The sequence below is a fragment of the Bradyrhizobium sp. WYCCWR 12699 genome, from assembly GCF_032144035.1.
GTDB lineage: Bacteria > Pseudomonadota > Alphaproteobacteria > Rhizobiales > Xanthobacteraceae > Bradyrhizobium.
On the sequence record NZ_JAVTJN010000032.1, the window covers coordinates 426,257 to 446,747 of the forward strand.

The following is a 20,491-nucleotide window of genomic DNA, read 5'->3' on the forward strand; positions in this document are numbered from 1 at the left end:
GCTTCGATATGTGTTTGCGGACTGGCTCTTGAAAGCGGGCAGGCGCAGACCTAGCGGGAAAATTAACGAATTCCGGCCAGCCCCGCCGCAGACGGCGTTATTCGATGACGTCGTCGGCGAGTGCGAGCAGATCCGGAGACAGCGTGACACCCAGAGACTTCGCCGTCTTGAGGTTGATCGCGAGCTCGAACTTGGTGGGATTCTGGACCGGCAAGTCGGCCGCCAGCGCTCCCTTCAGGATACGGTCGACGTAGGAGGCGGCGCGGCGGAGCTGCTCGGTGCTGTCGGTGCTGTAGGACATCAGCCCGCCTTCCTCGACGAACGCACGGCTCCAGAACACCGCGGGCACGCGCGCCTGCGCAACGGCCGCCAGAAGGTGCGCGCGGTTGGCCATGGTGAAGAAGTCAGGCAGGACGAGCAGCCCGTCGGCCTTCCGCGAGGCCAGCGCCACGATCGAGGCTGTGTCATGCACCGGCGCGGGCTCGACCGTCACGTGGAGGGTCCGGGCCGCATCCTCGATGGTGCGCAGCATCAGCGGGGCGAACGGCGCGGTGGCGGGATTGTAGACGACGGCAACGCTGGACACTTTCGGCGTGACCTGCGTCAGCATCTCCAGCCATTTGCCGGCCAGGGGGCCGTCGTAATCGGTGAAGCCGGTGACGTTGCCGCCGGGATGCGCGAGGTTTTCGACAAAGCCCTGGCTGACGGGATCGGTAACGACGGCGAACACGATCGGGATCGTCGTGGTGCGCCGGCGCAGCTCCTCGACCGAGGGCGTGCCGACCGCGAGCAGGATGTCGGGCTTGAGCGCAATCAGCTCGTCGGCCAACTGCGCGATGCGGGCGCGGTCACCGCCGCCGCTGCGCCAGTGGACCTTGAGGTTGTCGCGCTCCTTCCAGCCAAGGCCGGCGAGCGCCTCGACCAGGACCATGCTGCGCGTGCGGCCGATCGCATCATCGGCAGCCGTGACCGAGAGCACGCCGAGCCGGCGCAGCGCGTTCGGCTGCTGCGCCAGCACCGGCGCCGGCAGCGCCGCGATCATCCCAAGCGTCAGGAGCTCGCGGCGATTCACGGAACTAGATCCAGCCCTGGAGCTCGCGCAGCACCAGGGTGCGGATCACATCCATCCCGGGCTCGCTGTCGTTGAGGCAGGGGATCGCGGAAAACGCTTCGCCGCCATTGTGCTTGAAGATCTCCGCGTTCTCCTGCGCGATCTCCTCCAGCGTCTCCAGGCAATCAGCGGAAAAGCCGGGCGTCACCACCGCGATGCGGCGCACGCCTTCCTTCGCGAGCCGCTCCATCGTCTTGTCCGTATAGGGCTGAAGCCACTCGGCATTGCCGAAGCGCGACTGGAAGGTCAGCAGCAGCTTCGTCTCGTCCATGCCGAGCCGGCGGCGCAGCGCTTGCGTGGTGGCAATGCAGTGCTGCTGATAGGGATCGCCGTTGTCGACATAGGATTTCGGCATGCCGTGGAAGGACGCCACGATCAGCTCCGGCGTGAACGGCAGGCTCGCCAGATGCGTCTCGATCGAGCTCGCGAGCGTCTCGATATAGGCGGCGTCCTCGTAGTAAGGCGGCGTCACCCGCAGCGTCGGCTGGTTGCGCAGGCGGGCGAGCACGCGGAACACTTCGTCGCAGACCGTCGCCGAGGTCGAGGCGGAATATTGCGGATAGAGCGGGACCGCCAGGATGCGCTCGCAGCCTTTGGCGATCAGCGCATCGATACCCGACTTGATCGAAGGATTGCCGTAGCGCATCGCCCAGTCCACCGCGACGTGGGCGCGGTCCGACAGTGCGGCGGCGAGCTTGTCGGCTTGCGACCGCGTGATGGTCTTCAGCGGCGACTCGTTCTTCTCGGTGTTCCAGATCTTCTGATAGTCCAGCGCCTTGGTGCGGGGGCGGCTGCGCAGGATGATGCCGTTCAGCACGGCTTTCCAGATCAGGCCCTGGTCCTCGATGACGCGGGCGTCACTGAGGAACTCCTTGAGATAGACCCGCACGCCCGGCGCATCGGCGGTGTCGGGCGTTCCGAGATTGATCAGGAGCACGCCAACGCGCGGCAAGGCGGATTGGGCTGCTGGTCTTGCGGTCTCGATGGGGACGACGCTGGTCATGGCTGTGTGGGTCGCGCGTTGGTCCGAACTTGTCAAGATGAGGCCGATTTCGATAGGGTCGCACCCAGGCGGGGGAAAGAAGATGACACTCGCGGAATGGTGCGTCTTTGGGGCGCTGCTGCTCTATCTGTCTACGATCGCCGCGGTCAAATGGATCAGGTTTCGCCGCTTCGACAATTCCCGGCCGCGCGATCCTGCCTTCTATGAGGACGCACTGTCGCAGCGCGCGCTCGGCGCGCACCAGAACGGCATCGAGACCTTCCCGTTCTTCGCCTTCGCGGTCCTGCTCGCCGAATACAGAGATTCGCCGCAGCGGCTGATCGACGAGCTCGCGGCCCTCTTCCTCATCGTCCGCCTCGCCTACGTGCTGACCTATCTCGGCAACCGTCCGACGCTGCGCTCGATCCTCTGGAGCGCCGGCTTTGCGATCAATCTCGGGATCTTTTTCATGCCGGCCTTGAAGCGGTTCCTGCCGGTGTGACGTTCTTCCTTCTCCCCTTGCGGGAGAAGGTGGCGCGAAGCGCCGGATGAGGGGTTCTATCGGCAAGCTCGCCTGCGAGACGCTCATCCGTGGAGGGAGACCCCTCACCGGTCTCGCCGCTATGCGGCGAGCCACCCTCTCCCACAAGGGGAGAGGGGAAGAGCTCAGAAACACGTCGTCCGTTCAGCCGCAATGTAGCCGAGCAACAGGCCCGCGCCGAACAGCAGCACGACGCCTGCGGCCGCGAATTCGATGCCGCGCATGAACAGCGCGCCGCCGCCGTCGCGCCCGGCGCTGAGGCGGGCAGCGATGTCCTTGGCGGAAACGGCGATAACGGCGATGGTCGCGACCGTGATCGCAGTGCCGAGCCCCATCAGGAAGGTCGCGGCAATGCCGGCCCAGAACAGGCCTTGGGCGAGCGCGAACACCAGCACCAGGATGGCGCCGGAGCAGGGACGAATGCCGACGGTGAGGATCGCGGCAAAGCCACGCCGCCACCCGCCGGGGCCGCCGAGCTCGCTTGGCGTCGGACCGTGGGAATGGCCGCAATGCTCGTCATGGACGTGGTCATGGCCGTGATGGGCATGGGCGTGCGCATGACCGTGATCGTGGTGATGGTGATCATGACCGTGATGATCGTGGGCATCATGATGATGATCATGGTGGTGCGGCACGCCGGCGATCGCCGGCACCGGCTGGGCCGCCTGCAGCGACCGGATGAACGTGCGGCCCTTGACCCAGACGAGGCGAAGCCCGAACAGCGCGATCAGGGCGTAGCTCGCGATCTCGATCACCCCTTCCGCCTTGCACATGGTCTTGGCGGTCGCATTCAGGACCCAAGCCGAGATGCCGACGATGAGGATCGCGACCAGCGACTGCATCAGCGCCGAGGCAAACGACAGCGCGATGCCGCGCCGGGCGGTCTCGCGGTTGGCGACGAGATAGGAGGCGATCACCGCCTTGCCATGGCCGGGGCCGGCGGCATGGAAGATGCCGTAGGCAAACGAGATGAACAGCAGCGTCCAAACCGCAGAGCCGTCGGACTTCGCGGCGCGGATCGTGGACGACATCTGCCGATAGAATTCCGACTGCTTTGCCAAGAGCCAGCCGATGATGCCGCTGGCTTCGGGCGCGGCGGCCTGCGCCGGGCGGGGCGCACCAAACGGGTTTTGCGCGAGGAGATCATGGAGCGCGGCATCGACCAGGCTGACCGCCAGCAGGACGACGGCGCAGGCGAGCAGCCCGCGCGCGAGCGGAGGGAGTTGCGGCTTCAAGGGCAATCCACCGTGATCTTGTTGGCGAACATCATGCCGAAATTGGTGTTCTCGCCGCTCATGAAGGTCTGCTCGTTGAGCTTCTGCGCGGTGGCGGTGCCGTCGCTGGGACGGTCAAGCCTCATCTGGCAGCCCGCGGGCGCGCCGACCAGCTTGACCGGATTGTCCTTGGCCATCTGGAAATCGATGAAGAAGGAACGGTCGAACACTTCGAGCACCAATTGCTTCGGCTTGACCGGGTTCTTCAACGGCAGCGTGAAGTGCAGGGTCAGCACGGTGTCCTTGTAGTCGAGGAAATAGTCGACCGGCTCCTGGAATCGTTCCTTCTTGCCGTCGGCTCGCGCAAAGGTGAAGTAGGCATATTCCTTCAGCGACTCGACGTTGGTCTGCGCCAGCGGCCCGAGCTCCTCGCGCGTATAGGCGCCCTTGGTCTTGCTCTCGAGCCCCTGCACCGCATAGCTCGAAAACATGTCGTCGAATGTCCATGCATGGCGGACGCCGGTGATGCTGCCGTCAGCCGCGTAGAGCAACTCGCTGGTCGCAGTGATCCAGACATGCGGATGCGCGCTCGCCGTGCCCGCCACGAGTGACAGGCCGGCGGCGAGCAGCCATCCGATCAGGGCCCGCATCCTCATCAAGCCGCCTTGGCGTCGTCGAGCAGGCCGCGGCGGCGCAGCAGCGCGTCAGGTTCCGGCGGACGGCCGCGGAAGGCCTCATAGGCCGCTTCCGGATCGAGCGATCCACCGCTCGAATAGATGTCGTCGTGCAGGCGCTTGGCCACCGTGGGATCGAAGATGTCCCCGGCCTCCTCGAACGCGCCGAAGGCGTCGGCGTCCATCACCTCCGACCACATGTAGCTGTAATAGCCCGCGGCATAATGGTCGCCGGTGAAGATGTGACCGAACTGCGTGGGACGGTGACGCAGCGCGATCTCCTCGGGCATGCCGATCTTCTCCAGCTCCTTCTTCTCGAAGGCGCGGACGTCCTGCGCGGCAGCGGCCGGCTGGGTGTGGAACTCGAGATCGATCAGGGCCGAGGAGACGAACTCGACCGTGGCAAAGCCCTGGTTGAACTTTCGCGCGGCAAGGAAACGCTGCAGCAGGTCGTCGGGCAGCGGCTCGCCGGTCTGGTAGTGACGGGCGAACTTCTGCAGCACCTCGGGCCGCTCCTGCCAGTGCTCGTAGAGCTGCGATGGCAGCTCGACGAAGTCGGTGAAGACGGAGGTGCCCGACAGCGACGGGTAGGTCACGTTGGAGAGCATGCCGTGCAGGCCGTGGCCGAACTCGTGGAACAGGGTGCGGGCATCATCGGGCGACAGCAGGCAGGGCTCGCCATCGGCCCCCTTGGCGAAGTTGCAGATGTTGAGGACCAGCGGAGCGACCTCGCCGTCGAGCTTCTGCTGGTCGCGCAGCGAGGTCATCCAGGCGCCGGAACGCTTCGACGGCCGGGCGAAATAGTCGCCGTAGAAAAGCGCCTTGTGCTGGCCGTCGCTGCCCTTCATCTCCCAGACCCGCACGTCGGGATGCCAGACCGGAACGTCCTTGCGCTCCTCGAAGGTGACGCCGAACAGCCGCGTGGCGCAGTCGAAGGCCGCTTCGATCATGTGGTCGAGCGACAGATAGGGCTTGATCGCGGAATCATCGAAATTGGCGCGCTGCAGGCGCAGCTTCTCGGCGTAGAAGCGCCAATCCCAGGGAGCGAGCTTGAAATTGCCGCCCTCCGTCGTGATCAGCGCCTGCATCTCGTCACGGTCGGCGAGCGCCCGGGCGCGCGCTGGCTTCCAGACCCGCTCCAGCAGGCCCCGCACGGCGTCCGGCGTCTTGGCCATGGAATCCTCGAGCCGGTAGGCGGCGTAGGTCGGATAACCCAGGAGGTTCGCGCTCTCCTCGCGCAGCTTCAGGATCTCGACGATGGCTTCGTTGTTGTCGTTGGCATTGCCGTTGTCGCCGCGGGCGATGAAGGCCTTGTAGACCTTCTCGCGCAGGTCGCGGCGGGCCGAGCTCTTCAGGAAGGTCTCGACCGAGGACCGCGACAGCGTGACGATGGCCTTGCCTGCCATGCCGCGCTCTTCGGCCGCAGCCTTGGCGGCGGCGACGAAGCTCTCCGGCAGGCCCTGGCGGTCGGCCTCCCCGAGCTCCATGACCCAATCCTGCTCGTCGCCGAGCAGATGATGGCTGAAGCTGGTGCCGAGTTGGGCGAGCCTCTCGTTGATCTCGGCCATCCGCGTCTTGGCCTCCTCGGTGAGGCCGGCACCGGCGCGGTGGAAGCGGGTATAGGTGCGTTCCAAGAGGCGGAGCTGCTCGGGTGACAGACCGAGATTGGCGCGGTTCTCGTGCAGCTGGGCGATGCGACCAAACAGCACGGCATTCATCACGATCGGATTCCAGTGCCGCGCCATCCGCAAGGAGACTTCCTTGTCGATCTCCAGGATGGCCGGATTGGAATGCGCCGAGACGAGGTCGTAGAACACGGCCGCGACCTTGCTCAGCAGCTTGCCGGAGCGCTCCAGCGCCGTGATGGTGTTGGCGAAGTCGGGCGCGGCCGGATCATTGGTGATCGCCGCGATCTCGGCGGAGTGGTCGGCAAAGGCCTGCTCGAAGGCCGGCAGGAAGTGCTCCGGCTTGATCTCGTCGAAGGGCGGGGTCGCAAACGGCGTCACCCAGGCCTTCAGCAGCGGATTGATCTCGGAGTCCGTATTTTGGCGGGGTTCTGACATCGCAAGTCCCGGTTTTCATGGCTCGATTGTGGCGGCCAGCTATAGCATGCGATGGGGCTTTTTTGGGCCATTTGGCCTTGCTCCCGGCCGCCTTTTCGAGGAGATTGCGGCCCTCGAAGCCTAGGGACCCCTTGAGCTCATGAACGCGCCTTCCTCGTCTTCCCGACAGATCGTCTGGCCCAGCGTCATCACCGTCATCAGCGCCGCCATCCTGATCGGTGCCGAAGTGTTCGGCGCGGCGTTCGCCGGCGGCTGGGCGCTCGCGATCCTGTTCGGCCTCGGCGATCAAGGCACGCATATCCTGCAGGCCGTGCTGTTCGCGCTCGGCGTGCTCGTGATGACCGCCTTCATCCGCGCGGCTCAGCGCGTCGAGCCCTTCACCAAGCGCGGCTGACGTCTCTCGCGCGCGACAGACGCGCGCGCTGCCACGGAAAACTTAACGCCCGTTCATCTTCCACGTCGCTCGCGCAACACCGCGCAAGCAGATGTTAGGCAATTCTGTTCGCAGCCTAAAAAAATTCTTGCGAAGCCGAGTCAAAACACTTATGTGCGGACTTGCCCAATTTCGCACGTGCCTGTGGTCGTGTGTCAGTCGGTAGGTATCCGGACAAGAGGCCGGACAGCCGCCAAGGGGTGAAGAAGCCGAGGGGCTCTTCGGAAGTGTGGACGTCGGAAGGCTCTTAGCCGGAAGACGAAAGCAAACCCGGAGCGTCCAGCATCTCTCTCAAGAGATGCCTTGTCGAAGGTGACTTCACTTTTTGCAACCGTGACTGGCAGCCGGAGGCGAACCGGCGCACCCCGCTCTCAACGGGGGACGCGACTTAAAGCAACGACGGATCGGGCTTTTTTGGTCTCTACCGGCAGTCCAACGCCGGCGCGGGCTACTGAAAAGGCTTGTCCTTCATTGCCAGGTGTGCGGGCGGGAACACTCCCAACCAATCCACGGCAGCACAGTCTGATTTGAGTCTTTGGCTCGTCGCGCCTCCATCGCGCGATCTGGCCGGGGCGCTTATCCGACGACATTTTTTGAACGGATCCCCGTCGCTGGGCCGTTTGGGAGAGTGCTATGACCGACCGTATCCAGGAATTCCTGCGCAACCGCCGCAAGGATGGCCTCGACACCGAGCCGTGCCTCGTCGTCGACCTCGAGGTCGTGCGCGACAATTACCAGACCTTCGCCAAGGCGCTGCCCGACAGCCGCGTGTTCTACGCCGTCAAGGCGAACCCGGCGCCGGAAGTGCTGGCGCTGCTGGCGTCCATGGGCTCCTGCTTCGACACCGCGACGGTCGCCGAGATCGAGATGGCGCTGGCCGCGGGTGCGACGCCCGACCGCATCTCCTTCGGCAACACGATCAAGAAGGAGCGCGACATCGCGCGCGCCTTCGCGCTCGGCATCCGGCTGTTCGCGGTCGATTGCGGCGCCGAGGTCGAGAAGGTCGCCCGTGCCGCTCCCGGCGCGAAGGTGTTCTGCCGCATCCTCTATGATTGCGCCGGCGCCGAATGGCCGCTGTCGCGCAAGTTCGGCTGCGACCCGGAGATGGCGGTCGAGGTGCTCGACCTCGCCAAGCGCCTCCGGCTGGAGCCGTGCGGCATCTCCTTCCATGTCGGCTCGCAGCAGCGCAAGGTGAAGGCGTGGGACCGTGCGCTGGCGATGGCCTCGCAGGTGTTCCGCGACTGCGCCGAGCGCGGCATCAACCTGTCCATGGTCAACATGGGCGGCGGCTTCCCGACCAAGTACCTGAAGGACGTGCCGCCGGTCGTGACCTACGGCCGCTCGATCTTCCGTGCGCTGCGCAAGCACTTCGGCAACCAGATCCCGGAGACCATCATCGAGCCGGGTCGCGGCATGGTGGGCAACGCCGGCATCATCGAATCCGAGGTCGTGCTCATTTCGAAGAAGAGCGACGAGGACGAGGTGCGCTGGGTGTACTTGGACATCGGCAAGTTCGGCGGTCTCGCCGAGACCATGGACGAGTCGATCCGCTACGCCATCCGCACCCGTCACGACGGCGCGGACATGACGCCGTGCGTGCTCGCAGGCCCCACCTGCGACAGCGCCGACGTGCTGTACGAGAAGAGCCCGTATCCGCTTCCCGTCACGCTCGAGATCGGCGACAAGGTGCTGATCGAAGGCACCGGGGCCTATACGTCGACCTACTCGTCGGTGGCGTTCAACGGCATCCCGCCGCTGAAGACGTATCACATCTGATCCGCCTCTCTCTTCTAGAGGCCTGACGAACCCGGGAGCCGGCTTGCCGGCTCCTCCCTGACATTTCGATCTGACGACGTCTTGCACAGGCGCGCCTTCGGGCACGTCCGTTCAAGCGGGGACTGACGCGCCATGACCGCTCCTCGGAAGCCACAAGCCGCCTCCACCTCGAAAGCCGCTCCGTTCGCGATCCGCAGCGAGCGTGCTGGAGACGTTGCGATGCGTGAAGCGCTGCTCGATGCCTGCTTTGGCGAGAACCGCCACGGCCGCACCTGCCAGCGCCTGCGCGACGGACGTGCACCTGCCGCAGGCCTTGCCCTGTCGGCGATGCGCGAAGGCAAGCTCGTGGGAACCGTGCGGCTGTGGCACGTCAGCGCCGGAGGCAGGCCCGCTCTGGTCCTCGGACCGCTGGCGGTGGACCCTGCCTGCCGCGAGCTCGGGATCGGCGCCGCGCTGATGCATCAAGCGCTGGCCGCCGCCCGGGCGCGCGGGCATGCCGCCGTGATCCTGCTCGGCGATGCCCCCTATTATGCCCGCTTCGGCTTCTCGGGCGAGAACACCGGTGCGCTGTCGCTGCCCGGCCCGTTCGAGCGCGAGCGCCTGCTGGCGATCGAGTTCGCGGAAGGCGCGCTCGACGGCGCCGAAGGGATGATCGTCCCGACCGGCGCGGCCCTCGCCAAACGGAGGGTAGTTCGCACCGTCCAGGCGCGCGCGGCCTAAAGCATCGCTTTCCTCGCGACGCCCCGAACCGCGCTGAGCGGCAACGCCCAAGCGCGCCTGCGCCACGCCCGTTCCTTTGGGGTTGCGCGGGCGCCAGAAACGCCCTTTAACCCCGCGAAACGCCCTTCAGTCGAGGTCCAAACCATGCCCCGTCGCCTGATTTCCACCGGCTCCCCATTCGAGAAGACCGCCGGCTACAGCCGTGCCGTGATCGACGGCGAGTTCGCCTTTGTCGCGGGAACCACCGGCTATGACTACAGCACGATGACGATGCCATCAGACGTCACGAGCCAGTCACGTAACTGCTTCAAGACCATCGAAGGCGCCCTGAAGGAGGGCGGATTCGAGATGGCCGATATCGTCCGTGCGACCTATTACGTCACCGACGCCAGCTACATCGACGCCCACTTCGCCGTCTGCGGCGAGGTTCTCGGGGACATCAGGCCGGCTGCGACCTTGCTGGTCGTCAGCGCTCTCGCCAAGCCCGAGATGAAGGTCGAGATCGAAGTCACCGCCAAGCGCCGCAGCGTCTAAAAAAGCGCCGCAGCGTTTGAAAGGCGCCGCAGCGCCTGATCCACCCACCCTTTGCCAGCCAGCACGTTCCGGAGAAACCGTTCCATGAGCCTTCCCTCGCAGATCTACGCGAAGATCACCGGTCCCATCGTCATGGTCGGCTTCGGCTCCATCGGCAAAGGCACGCTGCCGCTGATCGAGCGGCATCTCGATTACGACAAGTCGCGCGTCACCGTGATCGACCCCAAGGACGAAGGCCGCAAGGCGCATTGCGAGAAGCACAATGTCCGCTTCATCCAGAAGGCCGTGACCAGGGACAATTATCGCGAGTTGCTGTCTCCGCTGCTCACCGAAGGCGGCGGCCAGGGCTTTTGCGTCAATCTCTCGGTCGACACCGGCTCCACCGACATCATGGAGCTCTGCAACGAGCTCGGCGCGCTCTACATCGATACCGTCAACGAGCCCTGGCTCGGCTTCTATTTCGATTCGTCGAAGGGTCCCGAAGCGCGCTCCAACTACGCGCTGCGCGAAGTGACGCTGGCCGCCAAGAAGGCACGGCCCAAGGGCTCGACCACGGCCGTCTCCTGCTGCGGCGCCAATCCCGGCATGGTCTCGTTCTTCGTCAAGCAGGCGCTGCTCAACGTCGCTGCCGATCTGAAGCTCAATGCTCCCAAGCCGAAGACCAAGGCCGAATGGGCGGATTTGATGCGGCAGGGCGGCATCAAGGGCATCCACATCGCCGAGCGCGACACCCAGCGCTCGAAGAAGCCGAAAGAGCCCGATGTCTTCGTCAACACCTGGTCGGTGGAAGGTTTTCTCTCGGAAGGCGTGCAGCCGTCCGAGCTCGGCTGGGGCACCCATGAGAAATGGATGCCGGAGAATGCGCGGACCCACGAGGCCGGCTGCGGCGCCGCCATCTATCTGATGCAGCCCGGTGCCAACACCCGCGTGCGCACCTGGTGCCCGACCCGCGGCGCGCAATATGGCTTCCTCGTCACCCACAACGAGTCGATCTCGATCGCCGATTACTTCACGGTGCGTGACGCCTCGGGCACGGCAATCTATCGGCCGACCTGCCACTATGCCTATCATCCGGCCGACGATGCCGTGCTGTCGCTGCACGAGATGTTCGGCCGCGCCGCCAAGATGCAGGAGAAGCACCACATCCTCGACGAGAACGAGATCGTCGACGGCATCGACGAGCTCGGCGTGCTGCTGTTCGGCCATGACAAGAATGCCTATTGGTACGGCTCGCAGCTTTCCATCGAAGAGACCCGCGCGCTCGCGCCCTATCAGAACGCCACCGGCCTGCAGGTGACCTCCGCCGTGCTCGGCGGCATGGTGTGGGCGCTGGAAAACCCGAACGAGGGCATCGTCGAAGCCGACGAGATGGATTTCGATCGCCTGCTGGAAATCCAGCTGCCGTATCTCGGCCCGGTCAAGGGTTTCTACACCGACTGGACGCCGCTGACGGATCGTCCGGGCCTGTTCCCGGAGGATATCGACACGTCTGATCCGTGGCAGTTCAAGAACGTTTTGGTGCGGTGAGGTAGGCTCTCTCCTCCGTCATTCCGGGGCGACGCGCAGCGTCGAGCCCGGAATCCATCGGGCGGCAGAGTCCGTAGAGAACTGGATTCTCAGGTGCGCAATTGCGCACCGTAGCTCGGGCTTCGCGCGCCCCGGAATGACAGCAAGCCTACTTCTTCTCAATCGACGGTGCGATTTTTTCGCCGCCACGGACCGCGCTTACGGGCTCGACGTCGAAGGCCTGCGTCCCGCCAGCCTACTGGAGGAGAACCGGCAGATTGAGCGGGCCGCGGAAACCGAAGCCGTGCCAGCGAACGCTCGCGGGATCAGGCAGGGTCATACGGGGGAAGCGCTCGAACAACATCGGCAGAAGGATGGCGCCAACCGTCCGCCGCGAAAGGTGCGCGCCTGCGCAGTGATGCGGGCCGTTGCCGAAGGCTTGATGAGGATTGGGTTCGCGCAACGCGTCGTAGCGCTCGCCATCCTCGAAGACCTCCTCGTCCCGGTTGGCTGAGGCCTGTATCGTCATCACCGTGTCGCCCTTCGGGATGAAGCAGCCGCGAATCTCGGTGTCTTCCATGACGAGACGCGAACTCGCCTGGATCGGCGCCACCCATCGTACGCCTTCCTCGAAAGCGGATCGCCATTTGCCGCCTTCTCGGACGGCTTCAAGCTGGTCCGGGTTAGTCAGCAAGCCGTAGATGATCGTCAGCAGAGCGTCACGCGGCTCGTTGATGCCACCCCCGATCGCGATCTTGACGTTGGCAATCATCTGACTCTCGGCAATCGGGTTTGCTGCGTTCACCATGAAGGACAGCGCGGAGGAATCCTGTTCGGTGCGAACGCGTTCGAAATTGCCACGGATACATCGGTCCATCTCCGCATTGGCAAGGTCGGTTGCTTCGAAGGGTCCTGGCGTCCAGCCAAAATTGCCGGCGCCGTCGATCAGGGTCTGGGACCATCGTTGCATGTCCTCGTCGCTCGCGTCCGGAACGCCAATGGCATGGGCCAGAATCCGCGCTGCGATGGGGCCGGCGAGCGTGGGGAAGAGGTCAACGACCTCGCCGCGGGGCAACCGGTCGAGATACACGGCGGCCAGTTTCGCATAGAGGGGTGCCCAAACGGCCTCGATCGTCTTCGGCATCAGAGCCGGCATCATCGCCATCCGCTCGCTGCGGTGCTCGTCGTGGTCCTTGCGCATCAAGGTATGGGCCAGGAAGGCCCGCTTCATCGGCGTGTTCGGATCGTCGGAGCTGAACAGCGCCGCGTTGTCCTTCACATATTTGGTGTCGGCAGCCTTGGTGAGGAAGGTGCGGCCCACGGATTTCACTCGCAGCACGGGCGCCTCGCGTCGCAGCCGCCGGTAGATCGGATAAGGATCGCGCGTAAGCTCCGCGATCGAAATCGTCTCATCGAGGGGCGCCAGGCTTGCGGTCGGCATGGAGTGATCCTGTGGGGTGCAGGTCAGTTTCCGCTCCGGATCATACCGGCGCAAGTGAAGCAGAACAACGGCTCACCACCACGCCGGCGCAGGGTCGCTATCGCAGCAGAAGAGCTTGCGGTTGCGCCCTACTTCTTCTCGATCGGCGGCGCGATCTTCTCGGCCGGTGCCGGCGGCAAAGCTGGCTTGGCCGCGCCCGCCGCGCCCTGCGTCTGCGGGTCGGGGCGTGCCGGTTCAGGGGCCGGCGTGGTCGGGCGATCGCCGCCGGGCTTGGCTTCCGCCGGTTTGTTCTGATCCTCGGAGGGCGTGCCCTGAAGCGGTGGCGTCGCCTGCGCCAGCTGCGTCCGGCCCTCGGCGCGAATTTGCGCGATCGATACGCCTGAGACCACGACACCCGCTGCGAACAGCGAACAGGCGATCATCAAGTCGAGCTTCAGTCTGCGCTTGTCATTGCCGGTCATGTCGATCACCGCGTTTGTCCGCGGAATCAACGAAATGGCACGACCGGGGTTCCATCCCCGGCAAGACGGGAACTGCCCGTCTGCGCGCCAAAACGACGCGCTTATTCCGTCGTGCTGGCTTCCCAGGTGGCATGGCGCACACCGGGCAGATGCTGCAGGTCGGTCGCCAGCGCATTCAGCTCCTTCGGATCGACCGCGCTCGCGACCAGCTTTGCGACGATCTCCAGCATGTCCTCGCCGATCTCGACCACCTCGATCCCCGCCACCGGATATTTCGCGGCCTCGAGCTTCTCGACGAGGCGGTCGCGCATGTCAGGCAAGGCATCGGCCGCGACCGCGAGCTTGAAGTAGTAGGTCGCCTCCAAGGCCTTCTCGTTCAGCGGGATGCGATTGATGGCATTGACCAGCGGACGCAGCATCGTGTTGCCGGCGATGACGAATACGGTCAGCGCGGCTGCCTGCGCGATCATGTCGGCACCGGCGCAGGAGCCGACTGCGGCCGAGGCCCATAGCGTCGCCGCGGTGTTGAGCCCGCGCACGTCCATGCCTTGCTTCATGATGACGCCGGCACCGAGGAAGCCGATGCCCGAGACGACATAGGCGATCACCCGCACTGCGCCGTCGGCATTGTCGAGCTGCATGGCGAGATCGACGAAGGCGGCCGCTCCCACGGCGACCAGCACGTTGGTGCGCAGGCCCGCGGTACGCTGGCGGTATTGCCGCTCGGCGCCGATCAGCGTGCCCAGCACGAAGGCTGTGGTCAGGCTGATCAACGTGTCGGCAAAATCGCCCAGCTGGAAGGTCGTGAGAAACCGCATCGTCCCCTATACGGCCGGAACCATGACAGATTAAAGCTCCAGCAGGCCGCCATCCCCATTTTCGTCCGCGAACGCGAGCAGCGTGCCCTTGGCGTTCCAGGCGATTGCAGCCACCGGCGGCGTGCCGTTGCGGCGAACCAGGATTTCCGCCCCGTCTTCCAGACGCACCATCAGCACGGTGCCGTCGCTATAGCCGCAGGCCAGAATGTCGTTCTTCGGATGGCAGGCCACCACCGCAACGCGCGCCTGCAGCGGCGCGAGCATCGCGGGCTCCTTGCCCATCGGGCCGTCCTTGCTGCCGAACGGCCAGATGATGACGGTGTCGGCGCCCGAGGTGGCGAGGCCCTTGCCGCCCGCGCTCCATGACATCGAGCGGACGCGGCCGGGATAGCCGGTCATGCGCATGTGCCTGTTGTCGGCGAGCCGCCAGCCGTGCAGCGCCGGCTCGTGCATCGCCGTGACCAGGAACTTGTTGTCCGGGCTGAACGTGACCGCGTGATGCGAGCCGGCCCAGGGCAGGAATTCGGCCGAGCCTTCCATGTTCGGAAACCACAGCGTCGCGCCGTTGTAATGCGCGATCGCGAGCCGCAGGCCCTTCGGCGCGAAGGCAAGGCCGCCGACGGTCGAGGGCACCTCGAGCGACTTCTCCTCGTTCTTGCCGCTCTTGACGGTCGCGACCTTGCCGGCCGACCAGGCGAAGGCGCCGTCAGCATGGAGCGCCACCGCGTCGATCCAGCGCCGCTTCGGGTCGGTCGCGAGCAGCGTCACCTCGCCCTTGGCGTCGAGCGAGACGACCTTGCCGTCGTCGCCACCCATGATGATGCGCTTGCCGTCGCTCGCGGTCGAGAGAATGCCGCCGCCATGCACGGCGACCTTGCTGATCTCGCCATTGGCATCGACGAAGGCGACGTTCTCCTCGCCGCCGACGAAGGCGGCGCGATCCTTGAGGAAATGCACGGAGGTCACGCCCATGCCGAGCGTCACAGGCTTGACGCGATCGGTGACGGAGACGATCGAGGCGGAATCCGGGGCCGGCGTAAACTCTTTCATCACGAGACGATGCAGCTCTCGAAGCCTTCGCGAATGGCCTTTTCCGGCAGTTCGCGGCCGATGAAGACGAGGCGGCTCTCGCGCGGCTCGCCGTCCTTCCATTTCCGCTGGTGGTTACCCTCCAGCATCATGTGGACGCCCTGGAAGACGTAGCGGTCGTCGTCGTCGTGGAAGGCGAGGATGCCCTTTGAGCGCAGGATCTTGCCGCCCTCGACCTGCACCAGGTTCTGCAGCCAGGGCATGAACACGTTGGGATCGAGCGGCTTGTCGGTCTTGAGCGACAGCGATTGCATGTCCTCGTCGTGATAGTGCTTCAGGCCGTGGCCGTGATCATGGTGGTGATGATCGTGGCCGTGATGATGGTGATCATGGTCGTGATCGTCGGCCTCAAGGAAATCAGGCTCGATGTCGAGGATGCGGTCGAGATCGAACGCGCCGCGGTCGAGCACGTCGGCCAAGGCCACCGAGCAGCGCTCGGTGCGATGCAGCTTCGCATAGGGGTTGATGGCGCGGATCCGGGCCTCGACCTCAGCAAGCTCGCCCTTGCTCACGAGGTCGGTCTTGTTCAGAACGATGACGTCGGCAAAGGCGATCTGGTTCTTGGCCTCGGGCGCATCCTTCAGACGGTCCGACAGCCATTTGGCGTCGGCGACCGTGACGACGGCATCGAGCCGCGCGTTCTTCTGCACGTCCTCGTCGACGAAGAAGGTCTGGGCGACGGGTGCGGGATCGGCAAGGCCGGTGGTCTCGACGATGATGGCGTCGAACTTGCCCTTGCGCTTCATCAGGCCGTCCATGATGCGGACGAGGTCGCCGCGCACGGTGCAGCAGATGCAGCCGTTGTTCATCTCGAACACTTCCTCATCGGCGCCGATGATGAGGTCGTTGTCGATGCCGATTTCGCCGAATTCGTTGACGATGACGGCGTATTTCTTGCCGTGGTTTTCCGACAGGATGCGGTTCAAAAGCGTGGTCTTGCCGGCACCGAGATAGCCGGTCAGGACGGTCACGGGAATTTTGGAGGAGGTCGCTTCAGACATAAGAACTCCGACTTCGGGCTTTTCGCGCGACGCGAGGCGGGGTGGCCCCTGCCCTAGTGGTCAAGCGCGCTGGTCAGGGCCTTTATATTGTGCCTGACCATATCAATGTAAGTGGGTGCGGCCCCCTTTTCGCCGGTCAAACCGTCCGAAATCAGGGTCCCGCCGACTTTTGCCCCGGTCTCCGCGGCGATCCGCCGGATCAGGCGGTCGTCGCTGATATTTTCCAGGAAGACGGCGGGGATTTTCTGGGCCCTGATCTGGCCGATGATGGCCGCGATGTCCCGTGCGCTGGGCTCGGTTTCCGTGGAGACGCCCAGGGGGGCGACGAACTGGATACCGTATTCGGCGGAAAAATAGCCGAAGGCGTCATGGGTGGAGATCACCTTGCGGCGCTCGGTTGGGATTTTGGCCACGGCCTCGCGGACCTCGCGGTCGAGCGTTTCGAGCTTTTCCAGATAGGCCTTGGCCTGAGCGCGGAAGACATCAGCGTCGTCCGGGGCGGCGGCGGCCAACGCGTTGGCGATGTCGGTCACGTAGACCCTGGCGTTGGGGACGGACTGCCAGGCGTGAGGATCGGCGGCCGAGCCGAGCTTCAGCGGCACGATGCCGGAGCTGGCGGTGACGACCTGCGCCTTGCTGCCGGAAGACTGCACGAGACGCGGCAGCCAGCCCTCCAGCCCAAGTCCGTTGACGATGACGAGCCTCGCCTCCGCGACCCGCTTCGCATCGGCGGGCGCCGGCGTGTAGACATGGACGTCGCTGTCGGCGCCGACCAGCGTGGTCAGGTTGATACGGTTGCCGCCGACATTGCGGACGAAATCGGCAAGGATCGAGAAGCTCGCGACGACGTTCAGCCGCTCCGCCGCCTGAAGCGGCGAGGCGATCAGCAGGAGCATGCAAAGCAGGAAAGGCCGCATCGTCACGCTTCCAGATGCCGGCCGGGAAACAATTGCCGGACGATACCGCCGACGCGGCCGAACAGCACGGAGACGATGTAGAGCACCGTCGCGACGAGAATGACCGCAGGCCCCGACGGCACGCGGGTCTGGAACGACAGCACAAGCCCGGCATAGCCGGAGACCGCGGCGGCGATCACGGCGATGCAGATCATCGCGGTGAGATCGCGCGACCAGAACCGCGCGATACCCGCCGGCAGGATCATCAGGCCGACCGCCAGCAGTGTGCCGAGCGCCTGGAAACCGTTGACGAGGTTGATGACGACGAGCGCCAGGAAGGCCAGGTGCGCAGGCCCGCCGGCACGGCTGACCGTGCGCAGGAACAAGGGATCGACGCTCTCGATCACGAGGGGACGATAGATCACGGCAAGTACCAGCACCGTCACGGTGGCGTTGAAAGCGACCACCAGCAGCGTCTGGTCGTCCATCGCGAGGATGTTGCCGAACAGCACGTGCAAGAGGTCGATATTGGTGCCCTTGATCGAGACGATGGTCACGCCGAGCGCCAGCGAGGCCAGATAAAAGGTCGCGAGCGACGCGTCCTCCTTCAGCCCGGTCGAGCGCGCGACCACGCCGGCGAGGATCGCAACGGCAAAGCCTGCGACCAGGCCGCCGGCCGTCATCGCGAACAGATTGAGGCCTGAGAGCAGGAAGCCGATGGCGGCGCCTGGCAGGATCGCATGCGCCATGGCGTCGCCGACGAGGCTCATCCGCCGCAGCATCAGGAACACGCCGATCGGCGCGCCGGCCAGCGCCAGCGCGATCACGGCGGCGAGCGCCCGCCGCATGAACTCGAATTCGGTGAACGGGCCGATCAGCGCGTCATAGAGCATCTGATCTCAAGCCGCCCGCGAACGGGTATCGTCAGCGGCGCAGGCCGCCGCGCTGTCGTCAAAAGCTTCGCACATCCGCATCGCGACCAGCAGGTTCTCCGGCGTCAGCACCTCCGCCGTCGGCCCCCACGCCACCGGGCCACGCGCCAGCACCAGCGTCTCGCTGAAATGATTGCGCACCATTTCCATGTCGTGGAGCGCCGCGAGCACGGTGCGGCCCTCGCCGTGCCATTGCTTGACCAGCGCAAGCAGGTCGGCGGTCGTCTTGCTGTCGATGGCGTTGAATGGCTCGTCCAGCACGATCAGGCTCGCGTCCTGGAGCAGCACCCGCGCGAACAGCACGCGCTGCATCTGGCCGCCCGAGAGCGTGCCGATGGGACGGTTCTCGAAGCCATTGAGGCCGACGGAGGCGATCGCGCGCAGAACCTTTTCGCGCGCGGCCTTGCCGATGCCGCCGAACAGGCCGGTGGCGCGCCACAGTCCGGTCGCCACGAAGTCGAACACCGAGATCGGGAAGCTGCGGTCGATCTCCGCGCTCTGCGGCAGATAGGCGATGTCCCTGCTGTCGAGCCCGCCGAGATGGATGCTGCCGTCGAGCGGCTTGAGGATGCCGACGATGCCGCGCAGCAAGGTCGACTTGCCCGCGCCATTCGGACCGATCACGGCGACCAGCGCACCTCGCGCGACTTCGCCGTTGAGGTGGTGCACGGCCGGATGCCGGTCATAGCCGAGCGTGACGTTGTGAAAGTGCAGTGCCGCCATGGTCACCTCATCGCCAGGAAAACCACGCCCCAGAGCACGGCACAGACGGCAAGCGCCGCCGCGAGGCGCGCGGCCATGGTCATGCGCAGGATCGACCAGGGCGCCTGCTGGGCGGGATGCGGCGAGGCGGCATCGTGGACATGGGCGTGGGTGTGGTCGTGCCCATGTGAATGCCCGTGGGCGTGCGAATGACCATGGGAATGGCCATGAGCATGGTCGTGATGATGGGCGTGGGACGCGGCGGGAACCATGGCGAGACGTTATATTATAACATTACGCCTGTCCACGCCGCCTCAGGGCTTCCCGATCACCATCGCGATCGCGGCCGCCACGAACGGGAACGGTACCGAGACGGCACAGCGGAACCAGACGAACCGGGCCGGCATGAACGGGATTTCCCACAGGATCACCCGCTGGAAGGCAAACAGGGCCCAGGCGACGACATAGGCCACCACCTGCGGCACCCCGCCGCCCGACTTCAGCGCCACGGTGCCGATGGAGAAACCGACCACGGGGCCGCCGGGCGTCGCCGCGCCGGCGACTACGGCGGTCGCAACGCCGAGCCAGCCGCTGTCCGGCCCGAGCCAGCCTGTGATCACCTCCTGCGGGATGATGGCGGCGATGTAGCCGGAGCCGATCACCCCCAGCGCGATCCGCGGCACGATGTTGATGAAGTCCATCGTGCCCTCGCGCAACGAGGCCTTGAATACCGGCGGTCCCCTGCGGAAGGCGATCAGCCCGACGCCAAGCACCGAGCCCCACAGCAGGATGTCGATCAGAAGCGCGGCGCTCATGCCGCGTCCTCGTCGCCGGTCCGCTTCGGATAGAGCCGGACATAGACGAAACGCCCGAGCGCGCCGGCGAGCACCGGCAGCGGCAGCGAGATCAGGATGCGCCACAGCGTGAAATCGGTGCCCATGATCGGGATTTCCCAGGCCACCGCGCGGCCATAGCCGATCAGGGTCCAGCTCACGACCATGGCGATGGTGGCGCCGAAATCCGCGCCGACCGCGAGCAGCGCGCTCGCCACGGGATAGGCGGTGAAGGGCCCGCCCGGCAGGATCGCACCGAAGGCGGTGCCGATCAGAAGCCCCATCAAGCCGGATTTCGGCCCGAGCGAGCGCGAGACTTTTTCGTGCGGCAGGATTTCCGAGATGAAGGCGCCGAGCAGGCAGCCGGCGAGCACGCGCGGCAGGATGCCCGAGAACAGCGACAGATCGTGGGTCAGGATGTCGAGAACGCCGTCGGTGCCGTCACGCCGCCAGACCAGCGCCGCGCTCACCGCGACCAGTGCCGCGATGATGATGGTCGACCAGCCGATCGGCTTGCGGACCCGCCCGGGCCGCGGCTCGGACTCCGCGTCCTCGGCCGGCGCAGGGGTTTTCGGGAAAGGTTCTGACAACGGGCTCGGTGGCTCGAGGGTGATGCCGGTCCTGATTAAGCGCGCCACCGAAGCGATGCAAACGGTGTGATGACAGACCCGTGCGCGCACCGCGCAGGGCAATTCCGCACAGCAAAAAGGCGGCCGCGCGAGCGACCGCCTCTTTCTGTCGTTCCGGGGCGCACGAAGTGCGAA

The 20,491-nt window shown here is 65.5% G+C and carries 22 protein-coding genes; 6 read left to right on the top strand and 16 right to left on the bottom strand.

The window, feature by feature from the left end:
* Window positions 1–97: 97 nt before the first annotated feature.
* Entirely contained in the window at window positions 98–1,072 is a 975-nt protein-coding gene (locus RPS27_RS16830) for an ABC transporter substrate-binding protein (protein ID WP_212065946.1), read from the bottom strand.
* Between the two features lie 4 nt (window positions 1,073–1,076).
* Window positions 1,077–2,114: a ferrochelatase gene (hemH, locus tag RPS27_RS16835; RefSeq protein ID WP_212065945.1), complete on the bottom strand. Its 1,038-nt coding sequence runs from the start codon at window positions 2,112–2,114 to the stop codon at window positions 1,077–1,079.
* An 82-nt stretch (window positions 2,115–2,196) separates the two neighbouring features.
* Here hemH and RPS27_RS16840 point away from each other — a divergent pair, with 82 nt between their 5' ends.
* The gene (locus tag RPS27_RS16840; protein ID WP_211418623.1) at window positions 2,197–2,595 is read left to right on the top strand and encodes an MAPEG family protein; all 399 of its coding nucleotides are present in this window, start codon (window positions 2,197–2,199) and stop codon (window positions 2,593–2,595) included.
* 164 nt (window positions 2,596–2,759) lie between these two features.
* Here RPS27_RS16840 and RPS27_RS16845 read toward each other — a convergent pair whose 3' ends face one another.
* The 3 genes from RPS27_RS16845 to RPS27_RS16855 are packed head-to-tail and all read right to left on the bottom strand — an operon-like array spanning window position 2,760 to window position 6,585.
* Window positions 2,760–3,869, bottom strand: a complete 1,110-nt coding sequence (locus RPS27_RS16845; protein WP_212065944.1) for a nickel/cobalt transporter — start codon at window positions 3,867–3,869, stop codon at window positions 2,760–2,762.
* Window positions 3,866–4,504 (bottom strand): DUF1007 family protein, encoded by a 639-nt coding sequence (locus RPS27_RS16850; RefSeq protein WP_212065943.1) that lies wholly within the window; start codon window positions 4,502–4,504, stop codon window positions 3,866–3,868. The genes RPS27_RS16845 and RPS27_RS16850 overlap by 4 nt, the downstream gene beginning before the upstream one ends.
* Complete coding sequence (locus tag RPS27_RS16855) at window positions 4,504–6,585, bottom strand: M3 family metallopeptidase (protein ID WP_212065942.1); 2,082 nt, start codon at window positions 6,583–6,585, stop codon at window positions 4,504–4,506. The genes RPS27_RS16850 and RPS27_RS16855 overlap by 1 nt, the downstream gene beginning before the upstream one ends.
* 139 nt (window positions 6,586–6,724) lie before the next feature.
* Here RPS27_RS16855 and RPS27_RS16860 point away from each other — a divergent pair, with 139 nt between their 5' ends.
* The 5 genes from RPS27_RS16860 to RPS27_RS16880 all read left to right on the top strand — a co-directional run bounded on the left by RPS27_RS16860 (window position 6,725) and on the right by RPS27_RS16880 (window position 11,575).
* On the top strand, window positions 6,725–6,979 hold the full coding sequence (locus RPS27_RS16860) for a hypothetical protein (protein WP_106949259.1): 255 nt from the start codon (window positions 6,725–6,727) through the stop codon (window positions 6,977–6,979).
* A 672-nt stretch (window positions 6,980–7,651) separates the two neighbouring features.
* Window positions 7,652–8,794: a type III PLP-dependent enzyme gene (locus tag RPS27_RS16865; RefSeq protein ID WP_194405919.1), complete on the top strand. Its 1,143-nt coding sequence runs from the start codon at window positions 7,652–7,654 to the stop codon at window positions 8,792–8,794.
* Between the two features lie 132 nt (window positions 8,795–8,926).
* Window positions 8,927–9,514 carry a GNAT family N-acetyltransferase gene (locus tag RPS27_RS16870; RefSeq protein ID WP_211418627.1) on the top strand — a complete coding sequence of 196 codons (588 nt, stop codon included), beginning with the start codon at window positions 8,927–8,929 and terminating at the stop codon, window positions 9,512–9,514.
* 144 nt (window positions 9,515–9,658) lie between these two features.
* Window positions 9,659–10,048, top strand: a complete 390-nt coding sequence (locus RPS27_RS16875; protein WP_194405917.1) for a RidA family protein — start codon at window positions 9,659–9,661, stop codon at window positions 10,046–10,048.
* 84 nt (window positions 10,049–10,132) lie between these two features.
* Window positions 10,133–11,575 carry a homospermidine synthase gene (locus RPS27_RS16880; RefSeq protein ID WP_313754144.1) on the top strand — a complete coding sequence of 481 codons (1,443 nt, stop codon included), beginning with the start codon at window positions 10,133–10,135 and terminating at the stop codon, window positions 11,573–11,575.
* A 235-nt stretch (window positions 11,576–11,810) separates the two neighbouring features.
* Here the strand turns inward: RPS27_RS16880 and RPS27_RS16885 are convergent, their stop codons facing one another.
* The 11 genes from RPS27_RS16885 to RPS27_RS16935 form a co-directional block, all read right to left on the bottom strand.
* A complete protein-coding gene (locus RPS27_RS16885; RefSeq protein WP_211418630.1) occupies window positions 11,811–12,995 on the bottom strand; it encodes a cytochrome P450 in 1,185 nt (394 codons plus the stop codon).
* Between the two features lie 128 nt (window positions 12,996–13,123).
* Entirely contained in the window at window positions 13,124–13,456 is a 333-nt protein-coding gene (locus RPS27_RS16890) for a hypothetical protein (RefSeq protein WP_194408170.1), read from the bottom strand.
* Window positions 13,457–13,557: 101 nt separating this feature from the next.
* Window positions 13,558–14,274 (bottom strand): MgtC/SapB family protein, encoded by a 717-nt coding sequence (locus RPS27_RS16895; protein ID WP_211418631.1) that lies wholly within the window; start codon window positions 14,272–14,274, stop codon window positions 13,558–13,560.
* Between the two features lie 30 nt (window positions 14,275–14,304).
* Entirely contained in the window at window positions 14,305–15,324 is a 1,020-nt protein-coding gene (locus tag RPS27_RS16900; RefSeq protein ID WP_212065996.1) for a WD40 repeat domain-containing protein, read from the bottom strand.
* Entirely contained in the window at window positions 15,324–16,364 is a 1,041-nt protein-coding gene (locus tag RPS27_RS16905) for a CobW family GTP-binding protein (protein WP_211418633.1), read from the bottom strand. The genes RPS27_RS16900 and RPS27_RS16905 overlap by 1 nt, the downstream gene beginning before the upstream one ends.
* A gap of 53 nt (window positions 16,365–16,417) precedes the next feature.
* Window positions 16,418–17,281 carry a metal ABC transporter solute-binding protein, Zn/Mn family gene (locus RPS27_RS16910; protein ID WP_211418853.1) on the bottom strand — a complete coding sequence of 288 codons (864 nt, stop codon included), beginning with the start codon at window positions 17,279–17,281 and terminating at the stop codon, window positions 16,418–16,420.
* 2 nt (window positions 17,282–17,283) lie between these two features.
* Window positions 17,284–18,153, bottom strand: coding sequence for a metal ABC transporter permease (locus RPS27_RS16915; protein WP_211418634.1), 870 nt, complete (start codon window positions 18,151–18,153; stop codon window positions 17,284–17,286).
* Between the two features lie 6 nt (window positions 18,154–18,159).
* Entirely contained in the window at window positions 18,160–18,915 is a 756-nt protein-coding gene (locus tag RPS27_RS16920; RefSeq protein ID WP_211418635.1) for a metal ABC transporter ATP-binding protein, read from the bottom strand.
* Window positions 18,916–18,917: 2 nt separating this feature from the next.
* Window positions 18,918–19,166 (bottom strand): hypothetical protein, encoded by a 249-nt coding sequence (locus tag RPS27_RS16925; protein ID WP_212065941.1) that lies wholly within the window; start codon window positions 19,164–19,166, stop codon window positions 18,918–18,920.
* A gap of 42 nt (window positions 19,167–19,208) precedes the next feature.
* Entirely contained in the window at window positions 19,209–19,709 is a 501-nt protein-coding gene (locus RPS27_RS16930) for a hypothetical protein (RefSeq protein ID WP_211418637.1), read from the bottom strand.
* Window positions 19,706–20,317, bottom strand: a complete 612-nt coding sequence (locus RPS27_RS16935) for a permease (protein ID WP_212065940.1) — start codon at window positions 20,315–20,317, stop codon at window positions 19,706–19,708. Before RPS27_RS16935 ends, RPS27_RS16930 begins: the two co-directional genes overlap by 4 nt.
* Between the last annotated feature and the right edge of the window lie 174 nt (window positions 20,318–20,491).